This is a genomic window from Rhodovibrio salinarum DSM 9154 (genome assembly GCF_000515255.1).
GTDB classification, from domain to species: Bacteria; Pseudomonadota; Alphaproteobacteria; order Kiloniellales; family Rhodovibrionaceae; genus Rhodovibrio; species Rhodovibrio salinarum.
The window spans coordinates 2,831,492-2,856,174 of the sequence record NZ_KI911559.1; the positions used below are offsets into that span (position 1 = coordinate 2,831,492).

Sequence of the window (24,683 nt, forward strand, 5' to 3'; positions counted from 1 at the left end):
TGGCATGGTCGGCTTCGACCAGAAAGCGGACCGGCCGAGGCCCGCAACACAACACCCGTGGTGGAGGAGACGCGGCATGCCCGATGACAGCCAGCCGATGCCGGCGGCCCAGGACAACGAGTTTGTCCTGCGCGAGGACCAAGGCACAATCGCCCGGGTCACACTCAACCGGCCGAAGGCCTACAACGCACTCTCCCTGGAGATGATGCGGGCGCTGACCCGCACGCTGGAGGCGATCGGCCAGGACACCACGATCCGCTGCGTCATCGTCGAGGGCGCCGGCAAGGGGTTCTGTGCCGGTCACGACCTGCGGGAGCTGCGCAGCCGCACCGACCGCGCCTTCTACGAGGAGGTGTTCGAAACCTGCTGCCAGCTGATGAGCACGATCACCCACCTGCCCCAGCCCGTGATTGCCAAGGTCCACGGCATCGCCACCGCCGCCGGCTGTCAGCTGGTTGCCACCTGCGATCTGGCAGTCGCCGAGGAATCCGCGCGTTTCGCCACACCCGGGGTCAACATCGGCCTGTTCTGCTCCACCCCGATGGTCGCGCTGTCGCGCAACGTGCCGCGCAAGCGCGCGATGGAGATGCTGCTGACAGGCGAGCTGGTGAGCGCTCCGGTTGCCGCCGACTGGGGCCTGGTCAACGAGGCGGTCGATGCCGAGGCCCTGGAAGAGCGGGTCACCGCATACGCCGAAGCGGTCGCCTCCAAGTCGCCGCACGTGCTTAAGATCGGCAAGCGGGCGTTCTACGAGCAGCTCGACCAGTCGCTCGACGAGGCCTACCGCCACACCGCCCAGGTGATGACCGAGAACATGCTGGCGCGCGACGCGGCAGAGGGCATCGACGCCTTTCTGGAAAAGCGTACGCCGGAGTGGAAGGGCGCGTAGCGCGCGGCGCGCTGAGGTTTGGGAGAACACCTGGGTCGAGCGTTCTCACACACGCCCGTCCTCCACGGCTGCTGCCGCCCCAGGCGGCTGCCCCGCGATATGCGGTGTTGGGGGCAGCCGTAACCGTCAGTGCCGGCGCGCGGTCGCCGTGATCTCGACCCGGCAGTCGCCGACCAGGCGCGCAACCTCGACACAGGTGCGCGCCGGATACTGCCCGTTCGGAAAGAACGCCGCGTAGGCGCGGTCGAACGCGGGCATCTCGGCCAAATCGCGCAGGTGCGCGGTCACCCGCACGACGTGGGCAAGCGAAAGATCCAGCCGGCCGAGCAGCGTAGCCAGCGCGGTCATCACCGCCTGCGTCTCGGTCGCCACGTCGCCAAGGGCCGTCGCAGCCGCCGGCGTGTCGGCGACGACCAGGCCGCTGACGAAGACATAGCGGTCGTCGATCACCGCATGGCTCAGCGGCGTCGTGCCAGTGTCGAGTTCAGGATCACGCAGACGTTCCATGACACGATGTAGTCTGCCACGCACGCGCGTCGGCTGGAACCTTGTGCCTGCACGCGTGCGCGTCTATCTCTCCGCCCATGACCCTGAGCCCGAAGCAGACCCAAGCAGCCGTCCAAACTCCCGTCCACGTGATCGGCGGCGGACTCGCCGGCAGCGAGGCCGCCTGGCAGCTCGCCAACCGCGGCGTGCCGGTGATCCTGCACGAGATGCGCCCCGAGCGGCAGACCGACGCCCACCAGACGGAGGGGTTGGCGGAGCTGGTCTGCTCCAACTCCTTCCGCTCCGACAATCCGGAAACGAACGCGATCGGCCTGCTGCACGAAGAGATGCGCCGCTGCGGCAGCCTGATCCTGGCCGCGGGCGACCGCGCGCGCCTGCCGGCCGGCGGCGCGCTGGCGGTCGACCGGCACGTCTTCTCGGACAGCGTTACGCAGGCGGTGAGCGATCACCCCTTGATCGAGGTCCGGCGCGAGGCGATCGACGCGCTGCCGCCGGCGGACTGGGACAGCGTGGTCGTCGCCACCGGACCGCTGACCGCCCCCGGGCTGGCGACAGCCGTTCAGGAACTCTCGGGTGCGGACTATCTGGCCTTCTTCGATGCGATCGCGCCGATCGTCTATAAGGAGACGATCGATTTCGACAAAGCCTGGTTCCAGTCGCGCTACGACAAGGACGGCAACGACGGGGCGAAGCACGCGGCGGGCGAAGGCGACTACATCAACTGCCCGTTCGACCAGGCGCAGTACGAGCGCTTCATCGACGCGCTGCTGGAGGCGGAGACCACCAAGTTCCAGACCTGGGAAAAGGACACGCCCTATTTCGAGGGCTGTTTGCCGGTCGAGATCATGGCGGCGCGCGGGCGCGACACACTGCGTTTCGGGCCGATGAAGCCGGTCGGCCTGACCGACCCACGCACCGGCGAACGCCCCTACGCCGTCCTGCAGCTCCGCCAGGACAACGCGCTGGGGACGCTCTACAACCTGGTCGGCTTCCAGACCAAGATCCGCTACAAGCAGCAAAAGGAGATCTTCCGCCTGATCCCCGGCCTGGAGGAGGCGGAATTCGCGCGCCTGGGCGGTCTGCACCGCAACACCTTCATCAACTCGCCGCAGGTTCTGGACGCGCACCTGCGCCTGAAAGCGGCACCGCGCCTGCGCTTCGCCGGACAGATCACCGGCGTCGAGGGCTACATCGAGAGTGCCGCGATCGGCCTGCTCGCCGGGCGCTTCGCCGCCACCGAGCGGCTGGGCGAACCGCACAGCCCACCCCCGGAGGCGACCGCGCTGGGCGCGCTCCTGACCCACATCACCGGCGGCGGCGATCCCGAGACCTTCCAGCCGATGAACATCAACTTCGGCCTACTGCCGGAGATTCAGCCGCCCGCCGGCCAGAAGAAGATCAAGCGCAAGGATAAGAAGCCAATGCTCTCCCGCCGCGCGCTGGAGGCGCTGGACGCCTGGCTAGCGCGCGATCCGGCCCAGGCGGCGGCTGAGTAAGGCGTCCCTGTGCCTCCGGCCTAAAACCGCCCGCGCACATTCGCCCACAGCAGGCGCCAGGGGCGCCCCGGCGGCGGGGTCTGGACCTTGGGCGCGAACACGTCGTGGTCGTGGGCGTCCAGCAGGCTTAGGTAGCGGCGCGTGAGGGTCGCCGGCAGCAGCGCGGGCACGGCCTTGCGTGGCGGCCGGGCGGCCTTCGCCTTGCCCAAGTGCTCCCCCGCGCGGGTCGCCATCTCCCGCACCACCGGCCGCACCGCCGCAGGCTGACGCAGCTCGAACAGATCGTGCGGGTCCAGTTCGTATTCCCAGGCCAGGTTGCCTGGCAACATCATCCGCCGCTGGGTGGCGTGGAACGGCACCGCGCGGGCCAGGCCGACCAGCGCGTGCGCGATGCCAACGTGCCGGGCGGCCGTCCGGCTGGCCTCGTCCCTTACGCCCAGTACCTCGCAGGCGAGTTCCACGAGCGTGGCGGAGGTTTCGGTGGCGTAGCCTTCCAGGTCTTCCAGCGTCGCCGGCGGATCGGTGTCGAGATCGCGCTCGCGCGCGTCCAGCAAGCGCTCGAACAAATCGCGGCTGAGGTCGTGCCGGCGGATCGCCGCCGACAACGGCTCGGCAACCTGGTGCTTGCGCGGCGCGCCGCTGTAGAGCCCATCCAGGGCCTCGCGCCACCACTGGATGCGGATCTGCCCGGCCATCGGCTCGCTCACCACCTCGGCGACCTTGGCGATTTCCAGGTTGAACGCGTAGAGGGCGAACAGGTCCTCACGCGCGCCCGCTGGCGCGAACAGACAGGTCAGAAACCGGTCGTGATCGTTCGCGCGGATCTGCTCGGCGCAGTAGGATAGTTGGTCGGATGCATCGGCCATGACGGGCAGCGAGATAGCTGACGCACACCCGCGCGCCAAGCCCGACCAAGGAAACTTCACAAACAGATTCCGCTGCGGGCTGGTTAACAAGCGCCCTGTCCTGCCTATGTAGGGAGTAGCGGCGGTCGCCACCGAATACTCGCCCGGCGTCCGCCTTCCATGCGCCAAATGACAAAAGCTTGAGGAGGGAGAAAAGCGCGATGGCTTTCCAGCTACCCGACCTGCCCTATGCCAAGGACGCGCTCGAGCCGTACATGTCCGCCGAGACGCTCGAGTACCACCACGGCAAGCACCACAACGCCTACGTCACGACGCTGAACAGCCTGATCGAGGGCACCGACCTCGAGAACGAGAGCCTCGAGAACATCGTCAAGAAGACCTACAAGGACGAGTCCCGGGGTAAGATCTTCAATCAGGCCTCGCAGCACTGGAACCACGACCTGTTCTGGCCGTCGATGAAGCCGGGCGGCGGCACCAAGCTGCCGAGCGAGGTCGAGAAGGCGATCAAAGACGCCTTCGGCGGCTGGGATCAGTTCCGCGAGACGTTCGTGAACACCAGCGTCGGCCAGTTCGGCTCGGGCTGGGGCTGGCTCGTCCAGGACGGCAGCGGCGCCCTCAAGATCTACGGCACGCCCAACGGCGTGAACCCGCTGTGCTTCGGCGACCACGCGCTGGTCGGCGTCGACGTCTGGGAGCACAGCTACTACCTGGATTACCGCAACCGCCGTCCCGACTACGTGAAGGCTTTCCTCGACAATCTGGTCGACTGGGAAACCGTTGCCAGCCGCATGAAGTAAGCGGCCGGCTCACACGGGCAAAGCATCAGGGCCGTCCTGCAGCGCAGGGCGGCCCTTTTTCGTCGACCTCATACCTCTTGCCCAGGCTTATCCTAACCCGGGCGCATAAACTCCGGTCGAAGGATGCCATCGGCTGCTCGGATGTCGCCGGCGCCAGGCCGTGCGGCCTGCCCCATCGACGCGCTCCGGCCGACCCTGACGGGCGGGCTCAGCACGGAAGGCTGGTGCGCTCCAATCTGGGCCGGAAGAACTGCTATACCGCCAACAGCGCGGCCGCGACCCGGCGTTCTTCCATCAACAGCACGTTGAACGTACGCGCAGCCGCGCCCGTATCCATCGGCTCGATCACCACGCCCGCTTCGCGCACGGGATCGCGCAGGTTTTTCGTGACCAGTTGCATGCGCTGACCGCAGCCGAGCAGCAGGACGCCGACGTCGGCGTCCTCGGCGGTAACCGCCTGCAAGCTTTCCAGCGTCACCTCATCGAAGCTGCTGACCGGCCAGGGGACGACCCGGTCCGGGAAGACCAACACCGACCCTTCGTACACCTCGCCGGAGATCGTGAAACGGCCATCGCCGTAGCTTTGCACGATCTGCTTGCCCTGCGGGACTTCGGGCGTGACGTCCATCGTGGCGGTCTCCTGTCGGCCTTGCGGAACCTTCGACCTTCGGGAAGAGGTGGCCCGCAGGCGGGGCGGCGTCTAGCTGCCGCCCTGCCCGCTCACGCGCGCAGCCGTTTCCTTGTCCGTCTCCTGCGTGACCGCCACCGTCGACGGCTTGACGCCGAACAGCGTCAACAGCGGTACCGCGAAACCGACCGAGGAATAGGTGCCGATGACGACACCGAAGATCAGCCCCCAGGTGAAGGACCGGATCACCGCACCGCCGAAGATCGCCAGCGCGATCAGCGCCACCAGCGTGGTGCCGGAGGTCAACAAGGTCCGGCTGAGCGTCGAGTTCAGCGCGATGTTGAGCAGTTCCGGCATCGGCTTGCGCTTGTACTTGCGCAGGATCTCGCGCACCCGGTCGAAGATCACCACCGTGTCGTTGATCGAATAGCCGGCGATCGTCAGCACCGCGGCGACCGTGCCCAGGTTGAATTCCAACTGGGTCACCGCGAAGAAGCCAAGCACCGCGACCACGTCGTGCACCAGCGCGGCCAGACCGGCAGCGGCGAACTGCCATTCGAACCGGAACCAGATGTAGAGCGCCATCGCGCCGAGCGCCAGCACGGTCGCCAGGATACCGGCCTGCTTCAGTTCCTCACCCACCTTGGGACCGACGAATTCCACACGCCGCCAATCGGCCACGCGGGCGTCGAGTTCGCTTCGGATCTGCTCGATCGCCGCCTGCTGGGCTTCCGCCCCGCCTTCCTGCTCCTGGACGTTCATCAGCACGGTATCGGGCTCGCCAAACCGCTGGATCGTCACATCGCCCAGGTTGAGCGCGTTCATCTCGTCGCGGATGCCGGAGATATCGGCGGTTTCGGCCTTGGTGCGAACCTCCAGCAGGATGCCGCCACGGAAGTCGACGCCGAAGTTCAGCCCCATCACCAGGATCGCGATCAGGGACAACGCCATCAGCGCGCCCGAAAACGGCAGCGTTAAACGCCGCTTGCCCGCGAAATCGAAGCGCGGCTCCGTTGGGAAGCGCTTGACCAGTGCCATCGTCTCGCTCGCTCCTGTGCGCCTGTTAGATCGGCAGGGTCTGCGCGCGCGAACGGCGCAGCCAGCCAGCGACCATCAGGCGCGTGACCATGATCGCGGTGAACATCGAGGTGACCAAACCGATCGCCAACGTGACCGCGAAGCCGCGCACCGGCCCCGAGCCGAAGTAGTACAGCAGCATCGCCGCGATCAGGGTGGTGATGTTGGCGTCGAAAATCGTCGTCAGCGCCCGGCGGTAGCCCGCGTCGACCGCGGAGAGCACCTTCTTGAAGTTATGCTGCTCTTCACGGATGCGCTCGAACACGAGCACGTTGGCGTCGACCGCCATACCGAGCGTCAACACGATGCCTGCAATGCCGGGCAGCGTCAGGGTCGCCTGCAGGCCGGACAGCGCCCCCATGATCAGGATCAGGTTGGCGATCAGGGCCACGTCGGCGAGCGCGCCGAACATGCCGTAGAACACCACCATGAAGACGACCACGGCGACCAGCGCCAGGATCGCGGCGAACTCGCCCGCGCGCACCGAATCAGCGCCCAGCCCGGGGCCGACCGTGCGTTCCTCGACGACCGTTAGCGGCGCAGGCAGCGCACCCGCGCGCAGAAGCAGCGCCAGATCGTTGGCCTCCTGAACCGTGAAGTCCCCGGAGATCACGCCTTGCCCGCCCAGGATCGGCTCCCGGATCACGGGCGCGGAGATCACCTTACCGTCCAGCACGATGGCGAACGGCCGCCCCACGTTCTCCTGCGTGGTCTCGCCGAAGCGCTTGGCGCCCACCGTGTCGAACGTGAAAGACACGACTGGCTGTCCCTGCTGGAAGGTCGGCTGCGCGTCCGTCAGGTTCTCGCCCGATACCATGATCCGCTTGCGGACCACATATTGACGCGTCGGCTGCCCTTCCGGCCCCGCCTCGTCCGACGGCAGCACCTCCGAGCCCGGCGGGACATCGCCGCCCACCCGTGCGTCCTGATCGACCAGACGGAAGGTCAGGCGCGCGGTCTTGCCCAGGATATCCTTCATCCGCTCCGGATTGTTGATGCCTGGCAACTGCACAACGATGCGCGCGTCGCCCTGACGCTGGATCGTCGGTTCGCGCACGCCGGTCTCATCGATCCGTCGGCGGACGATCTCGATCGACTGGCTGACCGCGTTCGACACCCGCTCCCGACGGGCTTGGTCGGTCAGGTCGACCGTCGCCTGCCCGTTGTCGGCAATGTCGATCGTGATCTGCTGGCCCAGGTCTTGAACAATCTGCTCGACCTGACCGGCGTTGGCCGGATCGGTCAGGGTGAAGCTGATCGCCCCATCGGCCACGCCCAGGCTGCGGTAGCCGATACGCTGGCCGCGCATCTCTTCGCGCAGAGTATCCACCAGATTATTCAGCTGGTCGTCGATCACCGCATCGGTCTCGACCTCCAGCAGCAGATAACTGCCGCCCTGCAGGTCCAGGCCCAGGTTGATCTGCTGGTTGGGCACCCAGTCCGGCAGGCTGCGGGCGCGCTCCTGGCTGACCAGGTTCGGCGCCGCGAACAGCACGCCCACCAGCAGGACCAGGAAGATCAGCACTTTCTGCCAGAGCGGTATCTGAAGCATCGGGTCGGTTCTCTAGGTTCCGTTGAGGCCCGTGTCGAACGACCGGGCCCGAAAGGTCGGCTCAGGCGCATCGCTCGCGCGTCGGGACATGCTCGACATCGGCCGTTTCATGCCCAGGCTGGCGGCACTGATATACGCGGCCTCGCGGAGCGCCTGATCGCGCGGTCGGCAATGGACCGACCGCGCGCAACAGCAGGGGCGGGAGACTAGCTCTTATTCTGGCCGCCGCCGGAGGAGGACTTCCCGGAGTCCGTGCCGCCGGACTGACCAGCCGACTGGCCGCCGCCCAGGAGCTTACCGAGCATCCCCTTGGCGCCACCCTGGTCGTTGGCGGCCGACTGCTTCTGGCCGCCCTCACCCTGGGCCGGCTCGGTCTTGGACAGCACTTCCTGCACGTTGTTCCGAACCACGCGCACCCGGACTTCCTCGGCGACCTCGACCTGAATCTCGTTCTCGTTCACGACTTTCGTGACCTGGCCGATCAGACCGCCGCTCGTGACGATCTTGTCGCCGCGACGCAGGTTGGCGACCATGTCGCGGTGTTGTTTCATGCGCTTCTGCTGCGGGCGGATCAGCAGGAAGTAAAAGACCACGAAGATCAGAATGATCGGCAGTAGCTGCACGAGCAGTCCACCGCCTTCGCCGCCGGCAGCCTGCGCGTAGGCCGGACTGATGAGCATGGAATCTCCCTCTCAAGAACGCGAATTTGCGCGGACTATAACGGCCAAGCGACGGAATGCAATGAGCGTCCAGGCCGCGCAAATTGACGCCCTGACAGGCCCCCGCTAGCGTCCGAGCGCGACGTGCTGACCCGTCACCCAATTTCCGGAATCGCCATGCCAACCGACGCCGATCCCCAGCTGCCGATCCTCACCCGTATCGCCGAAGCGCTAGAGCGCATGAGCCCCCCGCCGGCCAGCACACTGGAGCCGACGGGTGCGGATGCCTTTGTCTGGCATGCCGAGTGGGAGACGCTGCAGCCGGTTCCCCGGGTCAACCGCGTGGAACTCGACCTGCTGCGCGGCGTCGACCGTCAAGCCGACCAGCTCTACGCCAATACCGAACGCTTCGCCCGGGGGCTGCCCGCCAACAACGCGCTGCTGTGGGGCGCCCGTGGCATGGGCAAATCGTCGCTGGTGAAGGCGGTCCATGCCACCGTCAATGCGACCCTCGACGGGGCGCCGCTGGCGTTGATCGAGATCCACCGCGAGGAGATCCCCTCCCTGCCCCGGCTGCTGTACGGCCTCGCCGGATCTGAGCGGCGATGTCTGCTGTTCTGCGACGACCTGTCCTTCGACATGCAGGACAGCAGTTACAAGTCGCTCAAAGCCGTGCTCGAAGGTGGGGTCGAAGGACGGCCGGATAACGTGCTGTTCTACGCCACCTCCAACCGCCGGCACCTGATGCCGCGCGACATGATCGAAAACGAGCGCTCCAGCGCGATCAACCCGAGCGAGGCGGTGGAGGAGAAGGTCTCGCTCTCCGATCGCTTCGGCCTGTGGCTCGGCTTCCACAACTGCGACCAGGACACCTTCCTGGCGATGGTGGACGGCTACGCCGAGCGCTACGGCCTCGACCTCGATCGCGAGACGCTGCACGCCGAGGCGAAGGAATGGGCGACCACCCGCGGCGCCCGCTCGGGCCGGGTGGCCTGGCAGTACATCCAGGATCTGGCCGGGCGGCAGGGCAAACGACTCGACTGAGACGCAGCGTGGCCCTCAGGGCTTCTTTCGACACGGCTACTCAGACCAGACCTGGATGATGTTTACCGTTTAAATCCCTGGTATTAAAAAACATCATTCTGGTCAGGGAGCTTGCGCTTGACCGCTACCGCTGGGCTTGCTGGCTACCCAACAGCTGCGCCGGATCCTTGGCCTTGGAGCCCTTGCGCACCTCGAAGTGGAGCTGCGGCTGGCTGACCGCGCCGGTCGCGCCAACGCGGGCAACGGCTTGACCACGCCGGACCCGCTGGCCGTGACGAACCAGGATCTCCTGGGTATGCGCATAGGCCGTGACCCACCCATCGGCGTGCTTGATCAGCAGCAGGTTGCCGAAGCCACGCAACTCGTTACCGACGTAGGCCACGACGCCATTTTCCGCAGCCTTGACCGGCGTGCCGGCAGGCGCGGCGATGTTGATGCCATCGTTGTGCAGCCCGCCATCCATCGGGCCGAACTTGGACAGCACCCTGCCGCGCACGGGCCAAAGGAAACGCGACTGCGCCCGTGGAGGCGGCTGCGGAATGCTTTTCGGCTGCGGCGCGGAAGCGCGCTGGGTGCTGGACTGTTGCGATGCCGAACTCGGGGCCGACGATGACGGGGGCGAGGACGCATCGGCAGTACGTGTTTGCCACGCGCCGGCGGTCTTGGCTTCTGGCGGCGTTGGCGGGCGCGGCGTGCCCGCCGGCGCATCCGGCAAGCTGGCGAGGGCTCTTGTATCCGCACTTGACGCGGAGGTCCTGGTCTCAGGCGCCGACGAGGGCTGCTCAGAGGTTTGCGTGCGCGGCGCTTTCCGCGCTGGCTCTGCCTCTTCCGAAGTCCGCGTGTTTGCCGTCTGCGACCCACTTTCCTGGCTGTCGACGGTGCGAGTCGGCGACGTCTCGCGCCCCGGCCCAGGGATCACCAGCACCTCGCCCGGCGCGATCTGGTAGGGGGGCTGAATGTCGTTCAGACGCGTCAGTTCGCTCATGTCGACGCCGTAAGCCCGGGAGATTCCGTAGACGGTATCGCCGCGCTCGACCACATGGCGGCGCGGCACCGGGATGCGGACCTCCTGCCCGACGAACAGCGTATAGGGCGGCTGCAGGTCGTTGGCGTCGATGATCGCGCGGATCGGCACCTGATACCGCCGCGCCAGGCCGTAGACCGTGTCGCCCTTGCGCACCGTGTGAATGCCGGCGCGCCCGGTGGGGACCCAGTTCACGTCGTTGCTCGTACGCCGGGATTGCGCTTGGCTCGCCTGGCGGCTGCCGGTATCGCGCTGGCGAGTCTCGCGCGGGGCGCTGGACCGGCCGGAACGATCGATGGTTTGCCGGCTGCGCTGTCGACTGCTTTGCCGGCCGCTCTGCGACGTGTTGCCGGAGGACGCGCGACCCGCCGACTCGTTCTGCCCAGGTCCGCCGCTGCCGTAAACGACCGGCGCAGGCGGCCCCGAACGCGTGCAGCTGGAAACACCGAGCACGCAGACGACAGCCAGAATCAAAGGCAAGGCCCGTCGAGACCGGCACATCGGTGCGGTGCTTTCGGGCGTATGCGGGGTATCGATCGGTCTTCTCCTGCCTCTCATCCGCCGTGCGGGCCGCCGGCAGCCCGGGATTGCTGCTGCGGTAGACCCGCGACCAGCGGAACGAACCGCACCTCGCCCAGATCTTCCTCCTGCACGTTGCCACTGTCGTCCCGGGTGATCCGCATCAGCCGCTGGACCCGGCTTTCCGCGCCCACCGGACACACCATGATTCCACCAGGACCTAGCTGGTCGATCAGCCGTTCGGGCAAGCTGGTCGCCGCCGCGGTCACGATGATCCGCTGAAATGGAGCCTGCTCGCGCCAGCCCTGCCAGCCATCGCCAACGCGGCTGGTGACGTTGTGGATACGCAACTCGGCCAGCCGCTTTTCCGCAGTCTGCAACAGTTCGCGGTAACGTTCGATCGTGTAAAGCCGACGGCACAGCCGCGACAGCACGGCTGCCTGATAGCCGGAGCCGGTCCCGATCTCCAGAACCTTCATCCGCCGGTCGGCTTTCAACGCCTGGGTCATCTTGGCAACCACCTGCGGCTGGCTCAGCGTCTGACCCTGACCGATCGGCAAGGTAATGTTCTCGTAGGCACGGTCCTGGAACGCCTCGGGGACGAACGCCTCGCGCGGGATCCGCTCGATCGCCGACAGGACGGCCGTATCGACCACCCCCGTCTGCCGCAATTGCATCACCAGCCGGATCTTGCGCGCCGCCAGGCTCACGTCGTTGCCCACCCCCAGGCGTGGTTCAGTCGAATGCCTCGCCAAGCGAGCTCATCAGATCGCGCGCGGTGAGGTCTAGATGCAGCGGCGTCACCGATATGTACCCCTCGGCGATCGCGGCCAGATCGGTGTCGTTGGCCAACGCCTCGTCGCGCATGTAATCGCCGATCCAGACGTATGGCCGACCGCCCGGATCCTTACCCTCGACGATTTCGGTCTGTACATCGCGCCGGCCCTGCCGGACCACACGCACGCCCTGCACGTCCTCGGGCTCGACGTCCGGGAAGTTGACGTTGACCAGCGTATCCGCGGCAAAGCCAGCCGCGCAGATTTGCTGGATCACCCGTGCGGCGTGGGCTTTCGGCGTCTGCCAGCGGAAATCGTGGTCACCGCGGCGGTTGAGCGACAGCGCGATCGACGGCAAGCCCAGCAGCGCCGCCTCCATCGCAGCCGCCACCGTGCCGGAATAGGTCACGTCCTCCGCCAGGTTGGAGCCGAGATTGATGCCGGAGAGCACCAGGTCCGGCTTGCGGTCGGCCAGCACCTTGGCGGTGGCGACGACAACGCTGTCGGTCGGCGTGCCATCGACCGAATGGCGCCGCGCCCCCAGCTGGCGCAGCCGCAAGGGATGACGGACGGTCAGGGAGTGGCTGGTCGCCGACTGCTCCGTTTCCGGCGCGACGGTCCAGACATCGTCGCTCAGCGTCTGCGCGATCTCCTCCAGCACCCGGATGCCGGGGGCATGCACACCGTCGTCGTTGGTGATCAGGATGCGCGCGCCGCGCGGATCGATAGGGCGAAGGGCGCTCATGCGACCGACCCACCGGTCAGGATCGTCTCGCGCCCGCCCAGATAGGGGCGCAGCGCCTCAGGCACGCGTACGCTGCCATCCGGCTGCTGATGATTTTCCAGCACCGCGATCAGCGCGCGTCCGACAGCAATGCCGGAGCCATTCAGGGTATGCACGAAGCGCGTACCCTTGCCTTCTGACGGGCGGTAGCGCGCCTTCATCCGGCGGGCCTGATAGTCGCCTGTGTTGGAGCAACTGGAGATTTCCCGGTACAGCCCCTGCCCCGGCAGCCAAGCCTCCAGGTCGTAGGTCTTGCGCGCCGCCGCACCGGTATCGCCGGTGCACAGCGTGACCACGCGGTAGGGTACCTCCAGCTTCTGCAGCACCGCTTCCGCGCAACCAACCATGCGCTCCAGCTCCTCCCAGCTCTTATCCGGGTGCGCGACCGAGACCATCTCGCACTTTTCGAACTGGTGCTGGCGCAGCATGCCGCGCGTGTCCTTGCCGGCGGCCCCGGCCTCGGCGCGGAAGCACAGCGTCAGCGCGGTGTAGCGGATCGGCAGATCATCCTCGGCGACGATCTCATCGGCCATCAGATTGGTCAGCGGCACCTCGGCCGTGGGCGAGAGCCAGTAGCCGTTGGTGGTGCGGAACGAGTCGTCGCCGAACTTGGGCAGTTGCCCGGTGCCGAACAGCGCGTCGTCGCGCAGCAGGACCGGCGGATTGACCTCCTGATAGCCGTGCTGGCTGGTCTGCAGGTCGATCATGAACTGGCCGAGCGCGCGGTGCAGCCGGGCGATCTCGCCCTTCATGACGACGAACCGGCTACCCGACAGCTTGGCGGCCAGCTCGAAGTTCATCTCGCCGGTCGCCTCGCCCAGCTCGAAGTGCTGCTTGGCGGCGTCCGACGCGTGCGGCTCGCCCCAACGGCGAACCAGGACATTATCGTCTTCGTCTTCGCCGTCCGGCACATCGTCCGCGAGCGTGTTCGGCAGCCCGACAAGCAAGTCGTCCAGCTCACCCTGCAGCTGCTGCTCGCGGTCTTCGACCTCGGCCATCCGGCGCTTCAGGTCGGCGACCTCCTGCTTGGCCTGCTCGGCCGCCTCCTGCTCGCCGGCCTTCATCTTCTGGCCGATTTCCCTGGACGCCTCGTTCCGGCGGGTCTGCATCTCCTGCAGATCCTGATGCAGGCGCCGGCGCTCCTGATCCAGTTCCAGAATCTTGGGCGACGGCGCGTCCAGCCCACGGCGCGCCATCGCCCGATCGAACGCCTCGGGCTGTTCGCGTATCCATTTTAGGTCGTGCATGACGTCTTTCGTTCGCGATTCGCCGTTCCGACCCGCCCTGATCGCGGGCGGCAAAAACCGCAGGCGTTATAAGGCCTCGGAGGTTACCCGTCCATGACCGGCGCATGCGACCGGGGCAACGAGTCGCCGGCCCCGCGGTCTTGCTGGTGCGACCGCGGGGCCTCCGGCTTTACTCTTCGTCGATCTCGCGCTCGGTCTCGGCTTCGGCCTCGGCGCGCTTGCGCTCGGTGAGGCGGGCCATCCAGATCGAGATCTCGTAGAGCAGGATGATCGGCACCGCGAGCGAAATCTGGCTGAGCGGATCCGGCGGGGTGAAGATTGCCGCCGCGATGAACACGCCGACGATCGCGTACTTGCGCTTACGCCGCATGCCTTCGCTGGTCGCCAGACCGACGCGGGCCATCAGCGTCATCACCACCGGCAACTGGAAGCACAGGCCGAAGGCGAAGATCAGCTTCATCACCAAGCCCAGGTACTCGTTGACCTTGGCTTCCAGCTGAATCGGCAGGCCGCCGCCCGTTCCGCTCGTCTCGAACGACAGGAAGAACTCCCAGGCAAGGGGGAAGATCGCCCAGTAGACGAGCGCGCCGCCTAGGAAAAACAGGACCGGGGACGCGATCAGGAAGGGCGCCAACGCCTTCTTCTCGTGGCGATACAGCCCCGGCGCCAGGAACATCCAGAACTGTGTCAGGAACACTGGGCAGGTGATGAAGGCGCCGAAGAAGAAGGCGACCTTGATATAGGTAAAGAAGACCTCGGTGAGGTCGGTAAAGATCATCCGCCGATAGCCCTGATCGAGCCCCCGGCGCTGCAGAATGTCGGCCAGCGGATCGACCAGGAAATTAAACAGCGGCTCGGCGAAGTAGAAGCAGATCAGGAAGCCGACAACCAGGGCGCCGATGCTCCACAGCATGCGGTTGCGCAGCTCGATCAGATGATCGAGCAGCGGCATCTTGCGGTCGTCGTAGGTGTCGTCGCTCACGCCCGAATATGCCTTTCTGCTCGCCTGCCGCGGCGCCCCCTGGGCCCTTCGTGCCCGAAAACGCCTCACCTGCATCTAAGTCTTGCCTACCGCTCCACGTGCCGGTTCGACAAGCTGTCGGACACGCGCTAGACGGCGCTCGGCGATGCCGCCCTAGCTGGAAGCGGTGGTGTCGGCTTTGCTGTTGTTGCCAGAGCCGCTCGCGCCAGAGGCCGCCGCGCCGTTTTCGCCGCTGTTGGCGGAGGCGCTTCCGCCGGCTTGCGACGCTCCGCCTTTGGGCGTCTCCGCCGCTTTTGCCTGGCTCGTCTTGGTGTCGGCGTTTTCCGTGCTTGTTTCAGTCGCCGATTGCTTCGCGTCGTCTTTCGCAGCATGCGTAGAGGTCGAGGCGCCTTCCTGCGACCCGGCGGTATCGGCGCCGTGGGCGCGGGCCTCCCGATCGAAGTCGGCCGCGGTCTGACGCACCGAGCCATCGGGGTCGACCTCGCGCTCGAACTCGTCCTTCGGATTGTAGGTGCGCGCCTTTTCGACCGTCTTGCGGGCCTCGTCCAATTCCGCTTCGTGCATCATGTCATCGAGGCTGGACTGGAAGTCGCGCGCCATCATCCGCGCCTTGCGCGTATATTGGCCGATCGTGCGCATCACGGTCGGCAAGTCTTTGGGTCCGATCACGATGAGCGCCAGCAAAGCGATCATCGCCATTTCGGACCAGCCGATGTCCAACATGGCAGGGCCTGTAAGCGCGGGCGGTAAAGATTAGGAAAGGCGAGCGCAGTCCACGCCCCCGACTAGACAGGGCGCGCGGGCCGCAAGCTCGGCGTCAGAAACGCATCGAACGCCCGGCGGCTTATCCGTTGGCCGCCTGGCGGTCCTTGTCCTGGCTCTGCCTGTCGCTGCTCTCGGTGCTGCTGGACTGAGCCGTCGTTGCCTCCCCCTCGATCTTCTTGGGATCGGCCTCGTCGCCCTCGTCCTTCTTGTCGTCGTCCTTCAGCCCCTTTTTGAAAGCGTTGATCCCGCTGCCCATGTCCTTCATCAGCTTCGGGATCTTGCCGCCCCCACCGAAGAGGATCAGCACGACGGCCAGGACGATGAGCCAGTGCCAGATACTAAACGTTCCCATACCGGGATCTCCTTAGAGAGAAGGTCGTCGTCCGCCAGTGTTATCGGCGCCGGAGCGGACTATTGCAGAAAGCCTGGGGGGCCGCAACGCCGCGCCCCGCCAACTTGTCCGGGCCTCTTATCGTCTCTGAATTATGTAACGTGACCTGCCGGAAAAACAAAGGTTTGGCTGCGATCGAGCTGGACGTCCAGCAGTTCGTCCTCGGCCGGCAGGAAACGGCCCGGGATTCGGGCGTGCAGCTGGATATCGTCCTCCTCGGCCTGCGGAGCCGACGCCTGCGCGCCGTTGGCCGGCAGGGCCAAGTGTAGCATCGACGAGCGCCCGAGCAGCCGGGCCGTGCGCACCCGTGCCGGCCGCTGGCCGGGCGCGCGATCTTCCGGGGCCTGGCAGGGCTGCACGCGCAGCGCTTCCGGGCGGATCAGGATCTCCACCGCCTGCCCGTCCGCCAGTTGGCCGGCATCCAGCTGGCCAAATGGCGTGGGCACAGATCCATTTTTAACAACGCCCGGCAGGCGATTGATTTCGCCGAAGAAACTGGCGACAAACTTGTTCACCGGGTTTGCGTACAGCTCCGCCGGCGGGCCGAGCTGGACGAGTCGCCCATCACACATCAAGGCGATCCGATCGGCCATGAACATGGCCTCCTCGGGATCGTGCGTGACCATCAGGGTCGCCGCACCGGCCTGCTTGAGCACGGTCAGCGTCTCGTCGCGAATGCTCTGCCGCAGCGTCACATCGAGCCCGGAGAAGGGCTCGTCCAGCAGCATGACCTTGGGGTTGGGCGCGAGCGCCCGGGCCAACGCGACGCGCTGCTGCTGCCCGCCGGACAGCATATGCGGGTGCGCATCGGCCAGGTGCGTCATGCCGACCTGCTTGAGCACCGCATGCGCCCGCGCTTCCCGCTCCTTCTTCGACCAGCCACGCAGCCCAAAGGCGACGTTGCCCTTCACGTCCAGGTGCGGGAACAGGGCGTAGTCCTGGAACACCAGACCGACGCTGCGGTCTTCCGGGGCCACATCGCGCTTCTGATCGCCAACCGGCGTCCCATCGATCAGCACCCGGCCCTGCTGCAGGCGTTCCAGGCCGGCAGCGACCCGCAGCGCGGTGGTCTTGCCACAGCCGCTGGGCCCCAACAGGCAGACCAGTTCCCCGCGTCCGACGGATAGGGAGACGTCGTCGACCGCGCGGACCTGGCCGAAATCGTGCCTGACGTGCTCGAGTTTGAGGACTTCCATGAAACGGCCGGTATCCCGGACGAGAGAGGTGGGCTGCGCTGTTCGGATGAGACGTGAGACACAGCGCTCAACGCCTACCTATGCCAGCCGACGGGCCGGTTCAAGCAGCGACCCCATCTTCGGCGATAGCGCGACTTAGCGCGGGGGCGCGGAGTCGTCGCTCTCCTGGGTGTCAGCGCCCTCCCCGTCGTCGAGCAGATCCTCACCGAACGCGGGGTCGAGCGCCTCTTCAGAGTCTTCGTCGTCGCCGGCTTGGTCGTCATCGCCCTCCTGCTCCGCCGCCTCGCCGAGCAGGCCACGGGCCGAAAGGGAGGCCATCGCCGGGCGCTGATCGATCAGGCCGGAGGCCTTGAGCTCTTCCAGGCCCGGCAGGTCCTTGATTTCGCTGAGCCCGAAATGATCCAGGAAGTTCTGGGTGGTGCACCAGGTCACCGGCCGCCCCGGGGTTTGCCGACGCCCACGCGGACGGATGAACTCCGCCTCCAACAGCGTATCCAGCGTGCCTTTGTTCAGGCTAACCCCCCGAATTTCCTCGATTTCGCCACGGGTCACCGGCTGGTGATAGGCGACGATCGCCAGCGTCTCCACGGCCGCGCGGGAAAGCTTACGCGTGACTTCCCGGTCGATGCGCAGCTGCCCGGCGAGATCCTCGGCGGTGCGAAAGGCATAGGCGTTGCCGATCCGGCGCAGCTCGATGCCACGATTGGTGTAGAGTTGCTGCAACTCCCCCAGCAACGCGTCGATGTCGGCATCTTCCGGCAGGTAACGCGCGAACTCGCCCGGGGTCTTCGGGTCCGCCGCCGCGAACAGCACTGCCTCCAACAGCCGCAGGCGCTCGAACTGGGACTCCGTCATGACGACTCGCCCTCGCCCGGACCATCCCTCTCGTCCGTCTCGGCGGGCGTGCGCGGGCGCAGGAAGATCGGTCCGAAGGTATCCTCCTGGCGCAGATCGATCTTGCCGTCGCGCACCATCTCCAAACTCGCGGCGAAGGTCGCGGCGAACGCGCTGCGCCGCTGCAGGCCGCTGTCCATGCCGGGTGGCAGGAAAGCGGCGAGCGTGCTCCAGTCCGGCGCCACGCCGAGCAGACGTTTCAGCCGGCCCAACGCGTCTTCCACCGAATAGAGATCGTGCGGATCGACGCGCAGGCTTTCGGCCTGATGGTGCACCTTTTGCCGGGCGTAGGCCTGCAGCAACTCGTAGAGCGAGCATTCGTAGATCGGCCGGTCAACGACCGGGATCTCCATCGGCTCACCGCGCGCGAACACCTCTTGGCCCAGGCGTGGGCGGGCCATCAGTTTCTTGCCCGCGTCCTGCATCGCCTGCAGGCGTTGCAACTGAAAGCGCAGGGCCGCCGCCATCTCCGCGCCCGACGGCTCTTCCTCCTGGCTTTCCTGCTCGGGCAGCAGCAGGCGCGATTTCAGATAGGCGAGCCAGGCCGCCATCACCAGATAGTCGGCCGCCAATTCCAGGCGCAGACGACGCGCCTCACGCACGAAAGCCAGGTACTGCTCGGCCAGCGACAGGATGGAGAGCTGGGTGATATCGACCTTCTGGTCGCGCGCCAGCTGCAGCAGAACGTCGATCGGCCCCTCGAAGCCGCCCAGGTCGACGACCAGGCGTTCCGGATTGCCGTCGGCATCGCGGTGCGGTGGGTCTTCCTCGAACGGGACGACGTTGCTCAACGGCTGCTCGGCTCCTCTCTCGCACCCCGGACCCAGGCGTGCTGTGCCTTCGGACCGTGGCTACGCGCCCGCCAGCAGGGCGTCAAGCTGCTGCCGGGCGGCGACAGGATCCTCCAACGGGGCGACAGTCGCCTGACGCGTGCGCTCGCCCATCGCAACCCGGCGCACGGCCTCGGGCGTCATCTGCGCGGCTCCCGCCATGACGGCGGCCATCTCCTCCCGCGCACCGTTGCAGTGCAGCACGAGGTCACAGCCAGCGGCCAACGCTTCCGCCGCGCGCTGATCGAACCCGCCGCTGAGCGCTTGCATCGACAGGTCATCGGACAGCAGGACACCGTCGAAGCCCATTTCCGCGCGGATCGTTGTTCCAATGACCTCCGGCGACAGGGTTGCCGGGCGCTGCGGATCGATCGCCTCGTAGATCACGTGCGCGGTCATCGCCCAAGCCTCGCCCGCCAAGGCCGTAAAGGCCGGAAAATCGCTGGCGCGCAGCGTCTCCAGATCGGCGTCGACACGCGGCAACTCATGGTGGCTGTCGACCAGCGCGCGGCCGTGCCCCGGAATGTGCTTGATCGTCGGCAACACCCCGCCGGCCAGCAGGCCGTCGCAGACCGCCTTGCCCAGCGCCGCGACCACCTGCGGGTCCGCGCCGAATGACCGGTCCCCGATCACCGCGCTTGCCCCGGGCACCGCAATGTCCAGGCACGGCAGGCAGTCCACCGTGATACCCAGCTCGCTCACTTCATGCGCCAGCAAGCGGGCGTTCAGACGGGCCGCCGTGCACGCTGCATCGAGGTCGCGCGCCGCCATCTCGGCAAAGCGCGCAGGCGCCGGCGCCTGCCGCCAAGTCGGCGGCTTCAGGCGCTGCACCCGGCCACCTTCCTGATCGATCAGGACCGGCGCGTCGGCACGGCCAACCGCATCGCGCAACTGATCGACCAGGGCGCCGACCTGCGCCGGTGTCTCACAGTTGCGCGCGAACAGGATGAAGCCAAGCGGGTCATGCTCGGCGAAAAACGCACGCTCGTCACGGTCGAGCTGCGGGCCGGCACAGCCCAGGATGGCGCTGCGGGGCATCCAGCTAGCGGGTCACCGGCAGACAGGCCTGATCCTGCGCCTTCAGTCGATCGCACAGCTGCTGCGCCGCCGACCGCTCACCAAACGGGCCGGTGCGCACGCGCCAGTACATCTGGCCGTTCACTTCGGCGTTCTGGAGCAGCAGGCTCTGGCCACCGAGCAGGTCGGGGAAACGCTGCTGGAAGTTCGACCAAGCCTGGCGGGCCGCCTGTTCGCTTTTGACGGCCGCCAACTGCACGGCATAGCGACCCTGCGCCGGCTCAGGGTCTTGCGTCGCTTCCGCCGCGCTTTGCGTCGGCTCGGCCTCGGCCGTTTGGGGTTGCGTCTCGCTCTGGCTGGCGGCGCCGTCCCCGCCGGGCTTGCGCTCGGGGGTCCGCGACGGTGTCTCGGCTGCTGACTCCGCCGGCGCATCGGTGGTCGTGGACGTATCTTCGGCGGTGCTATTGTCATTCGGAGCCGCCGCCTGGCCGTCGCCCGACATGTCCTGATCGGGGACAGTGGTCTCCGGCAGATCCGCGACCTGCTCGCCCTCCTGCGCATCCGTGCCGCCAGTGGACGATCCGGCGCCCTGCCCTTGGAGCGCCTGACCCTGCTGGTCGGATGGGCTGGCTTGGCTTGGCTCGGGCGGCTGCGGCTCCTCGGGCGGCGGCAGCAGGCGCTCGACCTGGCCGCTGTCGTCGCCGTCGCGCTCGTTCATCACCAGCTTGTCTTGGTATGGCACGTCCATCCCGCCGGGATCTTCGGGCTCGACCTTCTCCGCGCCATCCTGCGTGGCAACGACCGGCACGTCGCCGGTCGCCGCACTGCGGCTCCCCCAGGTGTAGGCGTACCAGACGACACCCAGGAACAGGACAACCGCAAGCAGCGCCACGCCAACCTGCACGAGCCGACGGGCCAGCAGACGCGGCCCGTCGTCCTCGTCCATGTAGTCATAGGCGTCGTCGTAGGATTCCTCGTCATACGCCGCACGCGGCCGGCGCTGGTCGGGCATCGGCCCGAGGTCGTCAGCCTCCCGCCAGTCGTCGCCATGCGGCTCCGGGTAACGCGGGTCGTCTCGGCGAGGGCCGTTCGGGCCTTGATCGGACGGCATCTAGCGCAACTCCTCCAACGGATCCACGCCCATGATTTCCAGCCCGGAGGCGATCGTCTGCTGTACCGCGCGCACCAGCGCGAGACGCGCCCGGGTCAGCTCCGGATCATCGGGCTGCAGGAAACGCAGTGTGGTATCGTCCTTGCCCTTGGTCCACAGCCCGTGAAAAGCCGCCGCCAAGTCGTGCAGGTAAAACGCCAGACGGTGCGGCTCGTATGCTTCCGCGGCCCCTTCCACCGTGCGCGGCCAACCGGCTAGATATTTGATAAGCCCGATTTCCTCGGAGTCGGTCAAGCGCGACAGCTGTGCCTGAGACAGCGACATCCCGTCCAGCGCGATGTCCGGCCATTCGCTCTCCGCGTGGCGCAGCACCGAGTGGCAGCGCGCGTGCGCATACTGAACGTAGAAGACCGGATTATCCTTCGACTGCTCGACCACCTTCTCCAGGTCGAACTCCAGCTGGGCGTCGTTCTTGCGGGTCAGCATGATGAACCGCACGACGTCCTTGCCGACCTCGTCGACCACCTCGCGCAGCGTGACGAAGTTGCCGGAGCGCTTCGACATTTTCACGGGCTCGCCCGCGCGCAGTAACTTGACCAACTGGCACAGCGCGACGTGCAGGTGCCCCTCGCCGTCGGTCAGTGCTTTCACGGCGGCCTGCATGCGCTTGACGTAGCCGCCGTGATCCGCGCCCCAGACGTTGATCATATTGGCATAGCCGCGGCGGTACTTGGCCAGGTGGTTGGCCATGTCGGCGGCGAAGTAGGTCCAGGACCCGTCGTGTTTGCGGATCGGCCGGTCGACGTCGTCGCCGAATTCGGTCGCCTTGAACAGGGTCTGCGGGCGCTCTTCCCAGTCCTCGGGCTTCTTGCCCTTGGGCGGTTCCAGCACGCCGGTATAGATCAGCCCGCGCGCCTCTAAATAGCCAAGCACCTCCTCGACCGCGCTGGCCTGCGTCAGCTCGCGCTCGCTGGTAAAGACGTCGTGTTCGACCCCCATCGCCGCGAGGTCGTCGCGGACCGTGGCCATCAATTGGTCGATGGCAAACGCCCGAACCTCGGGCAGCCAGTCGGACTCGTTCAGACCTTGCCACTTGGCGCCGTCGCGCGCGGCAAGCGCCTGGCCGACATCCTTCAGATAGGCGCCAGGGTAAAGCCCCTCTGGAATCTCGCCGATCTCCTCGCCGAGGGCTTCCAGGTAGCGCAGATACGCGGAGCGGGCGAGCGTGTCGACCTGCCCGCCGGCATCGTTGACGTAGTATTCCTTGCAGACGTCATAGCCAGCCTTGGCAAGCAGACCCGCAAGCGCGTCGCCGACCACCGCGCCGCGGGCGTGGCCGACGGTGAGCGGGCCCGTCGGATTGGCCGAAACGTACTCGACATTGACCTTGGTGCCCTGGCCCAGGTCACTTGCCCCCCAGGCCTTTCCGGCCTGCAACAGCTGTCCCAGCAGTTCCGCCCAGTAGGCGTTGGCCAGCCGCATGTTGACGAAGCCCGGCCCGGCAACCTCGCACCCGGTGATCTCGTCCAGGGCGCGCAGCCGCTCGGCCAGCGGCTCGGCAATGTCGCGCGGCTTCATCCCGGCCGGCTTGGCCAGCACCATGGCCGCGTTGGTGGCGAGGTCGCCGTGCGCAGACTCGCGCGGTGGCTCCACCTTGACGTTGGCCAAGTCGAGGTCGCCCGGCAGGGTGCCGGCGTCCTGCAAGGCCGCAAGCTCCCGGACAATGCGGTCACGGAAGGCGGTGTAGAAGTTCATCGGATGTCGCGTACCCAGCGTCTCGACCCCGCCTCGGGCGGAGTGATGATATGTCACGTCGCAGCCGTCACATCGAACAGCTTGCGGTGTTCCTCGATGGCGTAGCGGTCGGTCATGCCGGCGATGTAATCGCCAATCACCCGTGCCCGCGCCGGCGCATCCAGCGCCTCGGCATGCGTGCGCCATTCCTGCGGCAGGCAATTGGGAGCCTGCGTGTACTGCTCGAACAGCTCGCGCACCACGCGCCGCACTTTCTCGGTCATGCGGTTGACCTTGTAGTGGCGGTACATGCGCTCGAACAGGAACTGGCGCAGCGCGCGCTCCTTCTGACGCATGGCGTCGGAGAACGCAACCACCGGCTCGGATGCCCGGCGCACCGCCTCTGGGCTGGCAGGCGCCAGCGCGCGCAGGCGGCGCTCGGTCTCGGCCAGCAGGTCCCCCACCATCAGATCGATCAGCCGGCGCACCGCCTCGTGGATCAGCCGCGCATCGTCGATCCCGGGGTGGGCCGCGCGCACCTCCGCCAGCACCGGACCGACCAGCTCCAAATCTGCCAGGTCGGCCAGGGTGAACAGACCGGCGCGCAGACCATCATCGATATCATGGTTGTCGTAGGCGATGTCGTCGCCCAGCGCCGCCACCTGCGCCTCCGGTCCGGCGTGGGTATCCAGCTCCAGGTCGAAGGTTTGTGAGAAAGCGCGCAGCTCGGGGGCCGGCGCGTGGACCGGACCGTTATGCTTCACCACCCCCTCCAGGCTCTCCCATGTCAGGTTGAGCCCATCGAAATTGGCATAGCGATGCTCGAGCGCCGTCAGGATGCGGAAGGTCTGGACGTTGTGGTCGAAACCGCCAGCCCCGGCGGCCTTGAGCTGCTGGCTCAGTTCCTCCTCGCCGGCGTGGCCGAACGGCGTATGGCCGAGATCGTGCGCGAGCGCGACCGCTTCCGCCAGGTCCTCGTTCAGACCGAGCTGGCGACAGATCGAGCGGGTGATCTGCGCCACCTCCAGGCTGTGGGTCAGGCGCGTGCGGAAGTAATCGCCCTCGTGATAGACGAACACCTGGGTCTTGTACTGCAGCCGCCGGAACGCCCCGGAATGCACAATCCGGTCGCGGTCGCGCTGAAAGACGCTGCGCGTCGCGCTTTCCGGCTCGGCGTGCAACCGCCCCCGCGAAGCCGCAGGCGCGCTCGCATACGCCGCCAATGTATCTGCGTTGGCCGTTTTCACCGTCATGACGGACGGGAGACTACGCCGGCACCCGAAACACCGCAATCGAGGCGGTTCAGAGATTCCCGTAGGCCCGAAGTGAACGGCCGTCGTTTGACAGCGATCCACGGGCGTTTACATTAGAGGATGGAGTTCCTGGCAGCGTCGAAAGGCAAGAGCCGTGAGCGAGACCGCAAGCCTACAGCAGGAAACGATGCGCAACCGCGACACCGCCGGCGAAGCCCCGTCGACGGTCGAGGCGGGCGACGGCAGCCTGAAGCCCATCAGCATCACCGAAGCCGCGGCCAAGCGGATCGCCTTCCTGATCGAGCAGGAGGGCGACCGGGAGTTGATGCTGCGCGTGTCGGTTTCCGGCGGCGGCTGCTCCGGCTTCCGTTACGGCTTCGACTTCGACAAGCAGATCAACGACGACGACCACACCTTCACGCGCGACGGCGTGAAGATCGTCATCGACGAGGTTTCGCTGGAGCTTCTCGGCGGCTCGGAGCTGCACTACGTCGACGATCTGATCGGCTCCTACTTCGAGGTGCGCAACCCGAACGCCAGCAGTTCCTGCGGCTGCGGCGCCTCCTTCTCGATCTAGGTCGCTGGCCGTGCCACCAGAGTCATCATAGGAGCGCTCACTCCTTAACCACCATATCGGTGTGACGA

Annotated in this window: 25 protein-coding genes; 5 read left to right on the top strand and 20 right to left on the bottom strand. The window is 66.8% G+C overall.

Annotated elements, in window-relative coordinates:
• The first annotated feature begins 76 nt into the window (after positions 1 to 76).
• Positions 77 to 889: an enoyl-CoA hydratase gene (locus RHOSA_RS0113120; protein WP_215905005.1), complete on the top strand. Its 813-nt coding sequence runs from the start codon at positions 77 to 79 to the stop codon at positions 887 to 889.
• Between the two features lie 126 nt (positions 890 to 1,015).
• On the opposite strand, the gene RHOSA_RS0113125 is transcribed toward RHOSA_RS0113120, so the two are convergent.
• Positions 1,016 to 1,396 carry a RidA family protein gene (locus tag RHOSA_RS0113125; RefSeq protein ID WP_027289027.1) on the bottom strand — a complete coding sequence of 127 codons (381 nt, stop codon included), beginning with the start codon at positions 1,394 to 1,396 and terminating at the stop codon, positions 1,016 to 1,018.
• A 77-nt stretch (positions 1,397 to 1,473) separates the two neighbouring features.
• On the opposite strand from RHOSA_RS0113125, the gene trmFO reads away from it, so the two are divergent.
• The gene (gene trmFO, locus RHOSA_RS0113130) at positions 1,474 to 2,892 is read left to right on the top strand and encodes a methylenetetrahydrofolate--tRNA-(uracil(54)-C(5))-methyltransferase (FADH(2)-oxidizing) TrmFO (protein WP_051432129.1); all 1,419 of its coding nucleotides are present in this window, start codon (positions 1,474 to 1,476) and stop codon (positions 2,890 to 2,892) included.
• A gap of 20 nt (positions 2,893 to 2,912) precedes the next feature.
• On the opposite strand, the gene RHOSA_RS0113135 is transcribed toward trmFO, so the two are convergent.
• Entirely contained in the window at positions 2,913 to 3,758 is an 846-nt protein-coding gene (locus tag RHOSA_RS0113135; protein ID WP_027289029.1) for a phytoene/squalene synthase family protein, read from the bottom strand.
• 200 nt (positions 3,759 to 3,958) lie between these two features.
• Between RHOSA_RS0113135 and RHOSA_RS0113140 the strand changes: the two genes are divergently transcribed.
• On the top strand, positions 3,959 to 4,555 hold the full coding sequence (locus RHOSA_RS0113140) for a superoxide dismutase (protein ID WP_027289030.1): 597 nt from the start codon (positions 3,959 to 3,961) through the stop codon (positions 4,553 to 4,555).
• 253 nt (positions 4,556 to 4,808) lie between these two features.
• Here RHOSA_RS0113140 and RHOSA_RS0113145 read toward each other — a convergent pair whose 3' ends face one another.
• From RHOSA_RS0113145 to yajC, 4 genes are all read right to left on the bottom strand, one after another.
• Positions 4,809 to 5,183 (bottom strand): Mth938-like domain-containing protein, encoded by a 375-nt coding sequence (locus RHOSA_RS0113145; RefSeq protein WP_027289031.1) that lies wholly within the window; start codon positions 5,181 to 5,183, stop codon positions 4,809 to 4,811.
• A gap of 72 nt (positions 5,184 to 5,255) precedes the next feature.
• Complete coding sequence (gene secF, locus RHOSA_RS25775; RefSeq protein WP_027289032.1) at positions 5,256 to 6,221, bottom strand: protein translocase subunit SecF; 966 nt, start codon at positions 6,219 to 6,221, stop codon at positions 5,256 to 5,258.
• 25 nt (positions 6,222 to 6,246) lie between these two features.
• Positions 6,247 to 7,812, bottom strand: coding sequence for a protein translocase subunit SecD (gene secD, locus RHOSA_RS25780; protein ID WP_027289033.1), 1,566 nt, complete (start codon positions 7,810 to 7,812; stop codon positions 6,247 to 6,249).
• A 206-nt stretch (positions 7,813 to 8,018) separates the two neighbouring features.
• Complete coding sequence (gene yajC, locus RHOSA_RS22440) at positions 8,019 to 8,492, bottom strand: preprotein translocase subunit YajC (protein WP_081728718.1); 474 nt, start codon at positions 8,490 to 8,492, stop codon at positions 8,019 to 8,021.
• 156 nt (positions 8,493 to 8,648) lie between these two features.
• Between yajC and RHOSA_RS0113165 the strand changes: the two genes are divergently transcribed.
• Positions 8,649 to 9,515, top strand: coding sequence for an ATP-binding protein (locus RHOSA_RS0113165; RefSeq protein WP_027289034.1), 867 nt, complete (start codon positions 8,649 to 8,651; stop codon positions 9,513 to 9,515).
• A gap of 124 nt (positions 9,516 to 9,639) precedes the next feature.
• On the opposite strand, the gene RHOSA_RS22445 is transcribed toward RHOSA_RS0113165, so the two are convergent.
• The 14 genes from RHOSA_RS22445 to RHOSA_RS0113240 all read right to left on the bottom strand — a co-directional run bounded on the left by RHOSA_RS22445 (position 9,640) and on the right by RHOSA_RS0113240 (position 24,038).
• Positions 9,640 to 10,734, bottom strand: a complete 1,095-nt coding sequence (locus tag RHOSA_RS22445; RefSeq protein WP_037258387.1) for a LysM peptidoglycan-binding domain-containing M23 family metallopeptidase — start codon at positions 10,732 to 10,734, stop codon at positions 9,640 to 9,642.
• Between the two features lie 359 nt (positions 10,735 to 11,093).
• A complete protein-coding gene (locus RHOSA_RS0113175) occupies positions 11,094 to 11,768 on the bottom strand; it encodes a protein-L-isoaspartate(D-aspartate) O-methyltransferase (RefSeq protein ID WP_027289035.1) in 675 nt (224 codons plus the stop codon).
• A 25-nt stretch (positions 11,769 to 11,793) separates the two neighbouring features.
• Entirely contained in the window at positions 11,794 to 12,579 is a 786-nt protein-coding gene (surE, locus tag RHOSA_RS0113180) for a 5'/3'-nucleotidase SurE (protein ID WP_027289036.1), read from the bottom strand.
• Positions 12,576 to 13,865: a serine--tRNA ligase gene (gene serS, locus RHOSA_RS0113185; RefSeq protein WP_027289037.1), complete on the bottom strand. Its 1,290-nt coding sequence runs from the start codon at positions 13,863 to 13,865 to the stop codon at positions 12,576 to 12,578. The genes surE and serS overlap by 4 nt, the downstream gene beginning before the upstream one ends.
• Before the next feature lie 169 nt (positions 13,866 to 14,034).
• Positions 14,035 to 14,847 (bottom strand): twin-arginine translocase subunit TatC, encoded by an 813-nt coding sequence (gene tatC, locus RHOSA_RS22450; RefSeq protein ID WP_037256324.1) that lies wholly within the window; start codon positions 14,845 to 14,847, stop codon positions 14,035 to 14,037.
• 153 nt (positions 14,848 to 15,000) lie between these two features.
• Positions 15,001 to 15,570, bottom strand: a complete 570-nt coding sequence (tatB, locus tag RHOSA_RS24330; RefSeq protein ID WP_051432131.1) for a Sec-independent protein translocase protein TatB — start codon at positions 15,568 to 15,570, stop codon at positions 15,001 to 15,003.
• Between the two features lie 121 nt (positions 15,571 to 15,691).
• Complete coding sequence (locus RHOSA_RS0113200; RefSeq protein WP_027289038.1) at positions 15,692 to 15,964, bottom strand: twin-arginine translocase TatA/TatE family subunit; 273 nt, start codon at positions 15,962 to 15,964, stop codon at positions 15,692 to 15,694.
• 131 nt (positions 15,965 to 16,095) lie between these two features.
• Positions 16,096 to 17,199, bottom strand: coding sequence for an ABC transporter ATP-binding protein (locus RHOSA_RS0113205; protein ID WP_027289039.1), 1,104 nt, complete (start codon positions 17,197 to 17,199; stop codon positions 16,096 to 16,098).
• Between the two features lie 135 nt (positions 17,200 to 17,334).
• Positions 17,335 to 18,054 (bottom strand): SMC-Scp complex subunit ScpB, encoded by a 720-nt coding sequence (scpB, locus tag RHOSA_RS22460; RefSeq protein ID WP_051432132.1) that lies wholly within the window; start codon positions 18,052 to 18,054, stop codon positions 17,335 to 17,337.
• Positions 18,051 to 18,884 carry a segregation and condensation protein A gene (locus RHOSA_RS22465; protein ID WP_037256326.1) on the bottom strand — a complete coding sequence of 278 codons (834 nt, stop codon included), beginning with the start codon at positions 18,882 to 18,884 and terminating at the stop codon, positions 18,051 to 18,053. The genes scpB and RHOSA_RS22465 overlap by 4 nt, the downstream gene beginning before the upstream one ends.
• 60 nt (positions 18,885 to 18,944) lie before the next feature.
• Positions 18,945 to 19,961: a beta-N-acetylhexosaminidase gene (nagZ, locus tag RHOSA_RS0113225; protein WP_027289040.1), complete on the bottom strand. Its 1,017-nt coding sequence runs from the start codon at positions 19,959 to 19,961 to the stop codon at positions 18,945 to 18,947.
• 4 nt (positions 19,962 to 19,965) lie between these two features.
• Positions 19,966 to 21,051: an SPOR domain-containing protein gene (locus RHOSA_RS0113230; RefSeq protein ID WP_027289041.1), complete on the bottom strand. Its 1,086-nt coding sequence runs from the start codon at positions 21,049 to 21,051 to the stop codon at positions 19,966 to 19,968.
• Positions 21,052 to 22,806 (bottom strand): arginine--tRNA ligase, encoded by a 1,755-nt coding sequence (gene argS / locus RHOSA_RS0113235; protein WP_027289042.1) that lies wholly within the window; start codon positions 22,804 to 22,806, stop codon positions 21,052 to 21,054.
• A gap of 53 nt (positions 22,807 to 22,859) precedes the next feature.
• On the bottom strand, positions 22,860 to 24,038 hold the full coding sequence (locus RHOSA_RS0113240) for a deoxyguanosinetriphosphate triphosphohydrolase (protein ID WP_027289043.1): 1,179 nt from the start codon (positions 24,036 to 24,038) through the stop codon (positions 22,860 to 22,862).
• Positions 24,039 to 24,192: 154 nt separating this feature from the next.
• On the opposite strand from RHOSA_RS0113240, the gene erpA reads away from it, so the two are divergent.
• The gene (gene erpA / locus RHOSA_RS0113245) at positions 24,193 to 24,615 is read left to right on the top strand and encodes an iron-sulfur cluster insertion protein ErpA (RefSeq protein WP_322786843.1); all 423 of its coding nucleotides are present in this window, start codon (positions 24,193 to 24,195) and stop codon (positions 24,613 to 24,615) included.
• Positions 24,616 to 24,683 lie beyond the last annotated feature (68 nt).

Bases quoted from the DNA above. Each gene is read 5' to 3' on its own strand.
- RHOSA_RS0113120 (WP_215905005.1), top strand. From the start codon at position 77: ATGCCCGATGACAGCCAGCCGATGCCGGCGGCCCAGGACAACGAGTTT.
- RHOSA_RS0113125 (WP_027289027.1), bottom strand. From the start codon at position 1,396: ATGGAACGTCTGCGTGATCCTGAACTCGACACTGGCACGACGCCGCTG.
- trmFO (WP_051432129.1), top strand. From the start codon at position 1,474: ATGACCCTGAGCCCGAAGCAGACCCAAGCAGCCGTCCAAACTCCCGTC.
- RHOSA_RS0113135 (WP_027289029.1), bottom strand. From the start codon at position 3,758: ATGGCCGATGCATCCGACCAACTATCCTACTGCGCCGAGCAGATCCGC.
- RHOSA_RS0113140 (WP_027289030.1), top strand. From the start codon at position 3,959: ATGGCTTTCCAGCTACCCGACCTGCCCTATGCCAAGGACGCGCTCGAG.
- RHOSA_RS0113145 (WP_027289031.1), bottom strand. From the start codon at position 5,183: ATGGACGTCACGCCCGAAGTCCCGCAGGGCAAGCAGATCGTGCAAAGC.
- secF (WP_027289032.1), bottom strand. From the start codon at position 6,221: ATGGCACTGGTCAAGCGCTTCCCAACGGAGCCGCGCTTCGATTTCGCG.
- secD (WP_027289033.1), bottom strand. From the start codon at position 7,812: ATGCTTCAGATACCGCTCTGGCAGAAAGTGCTGATCTTCCTGGTCCTG.
- yajC (WP_081728718.1), bottom strand. From the start codon at position 8,492: ATGCTCATCAGTCCGGCCTACGCGCAGGCTGCCGGCGGCGAAGGCGGT.
- RHOSA_RS0113165 (WP_027289034.1), top strand. From the start codon at position 8,649: ATGCCAACCGACGCCGATCCCCAGCTGCCGATCCTCACCCGTATCGCC.
- surE (WP_027289036.1), bottom strand. From the start codon at position 12,579: ATGAGCGCCCTTCGCCCTATCGATCCGCGCGGCGCGCGCATCCTGATC.
- serS (WP_027289037.1), bottom strand. From the start codon at position 13,865: ATGCACGACCTAAAATGGATACGCGAACAGCCCGAGGCGTTCGATCGG.
- tatB (WP_051432131.1), bottom strand. From the start codon at position 15,570: ATGTTGGACATCGGCTGGTCCGAAATGGCGATGATCGCTTTGCTGGCG.
- RHOSA_RS0113200 (WP_027289038.1), bottom strand. From the start codon at position 15,964: ATGGGAACGTTTAGTATCTGGCACTGGCTCATCGTCCTGGCCGTCGTG.
- RHOSA_RS0113205 (WP_027289039.1), bottom strand. From the start codon at position 17,199: ATGGAAGTCCTCAAACTCGAGCACGTCAGGCACGATTTCGGCCAGGTC.
- scpB (WP_051432132.1), bottom strand. From the start codon at position 18,054: ATGACGGAGTCCCAGTTCGAGCGCCTGCGGCTGTTGGAGGCAGTGCTG.
- nagZ (WP_027289040.1), bottom strand. From the start codon at position 19,961: ATGCCCCGCAGCGCCATCCTGGGCTGTGCCGGCCCGCAGCTCGACCGT.
- RHOSA_RS0113230 (WP_027289041.1), bottom strand. From the start codon at position 21,051: ATGCCGTCCGATCAAGGCCCGAACGGCCCTCGCCGAGACGACCCGCGT.
- argS (WP_027289042.1), bottom strand. From the start codon at position 22,806: ATGAACTTCTACACCGCCTTCCGTGACCGCATTGTCCGGGAGCTTGCG.
- RHOSA_RS0113240 (WP_027289043.1), bottom strand. From the start codon at position 24,038: ATGACGGTGAAAACGGCCAACGCAGATACATTGGCGGCGTATGCGAGC.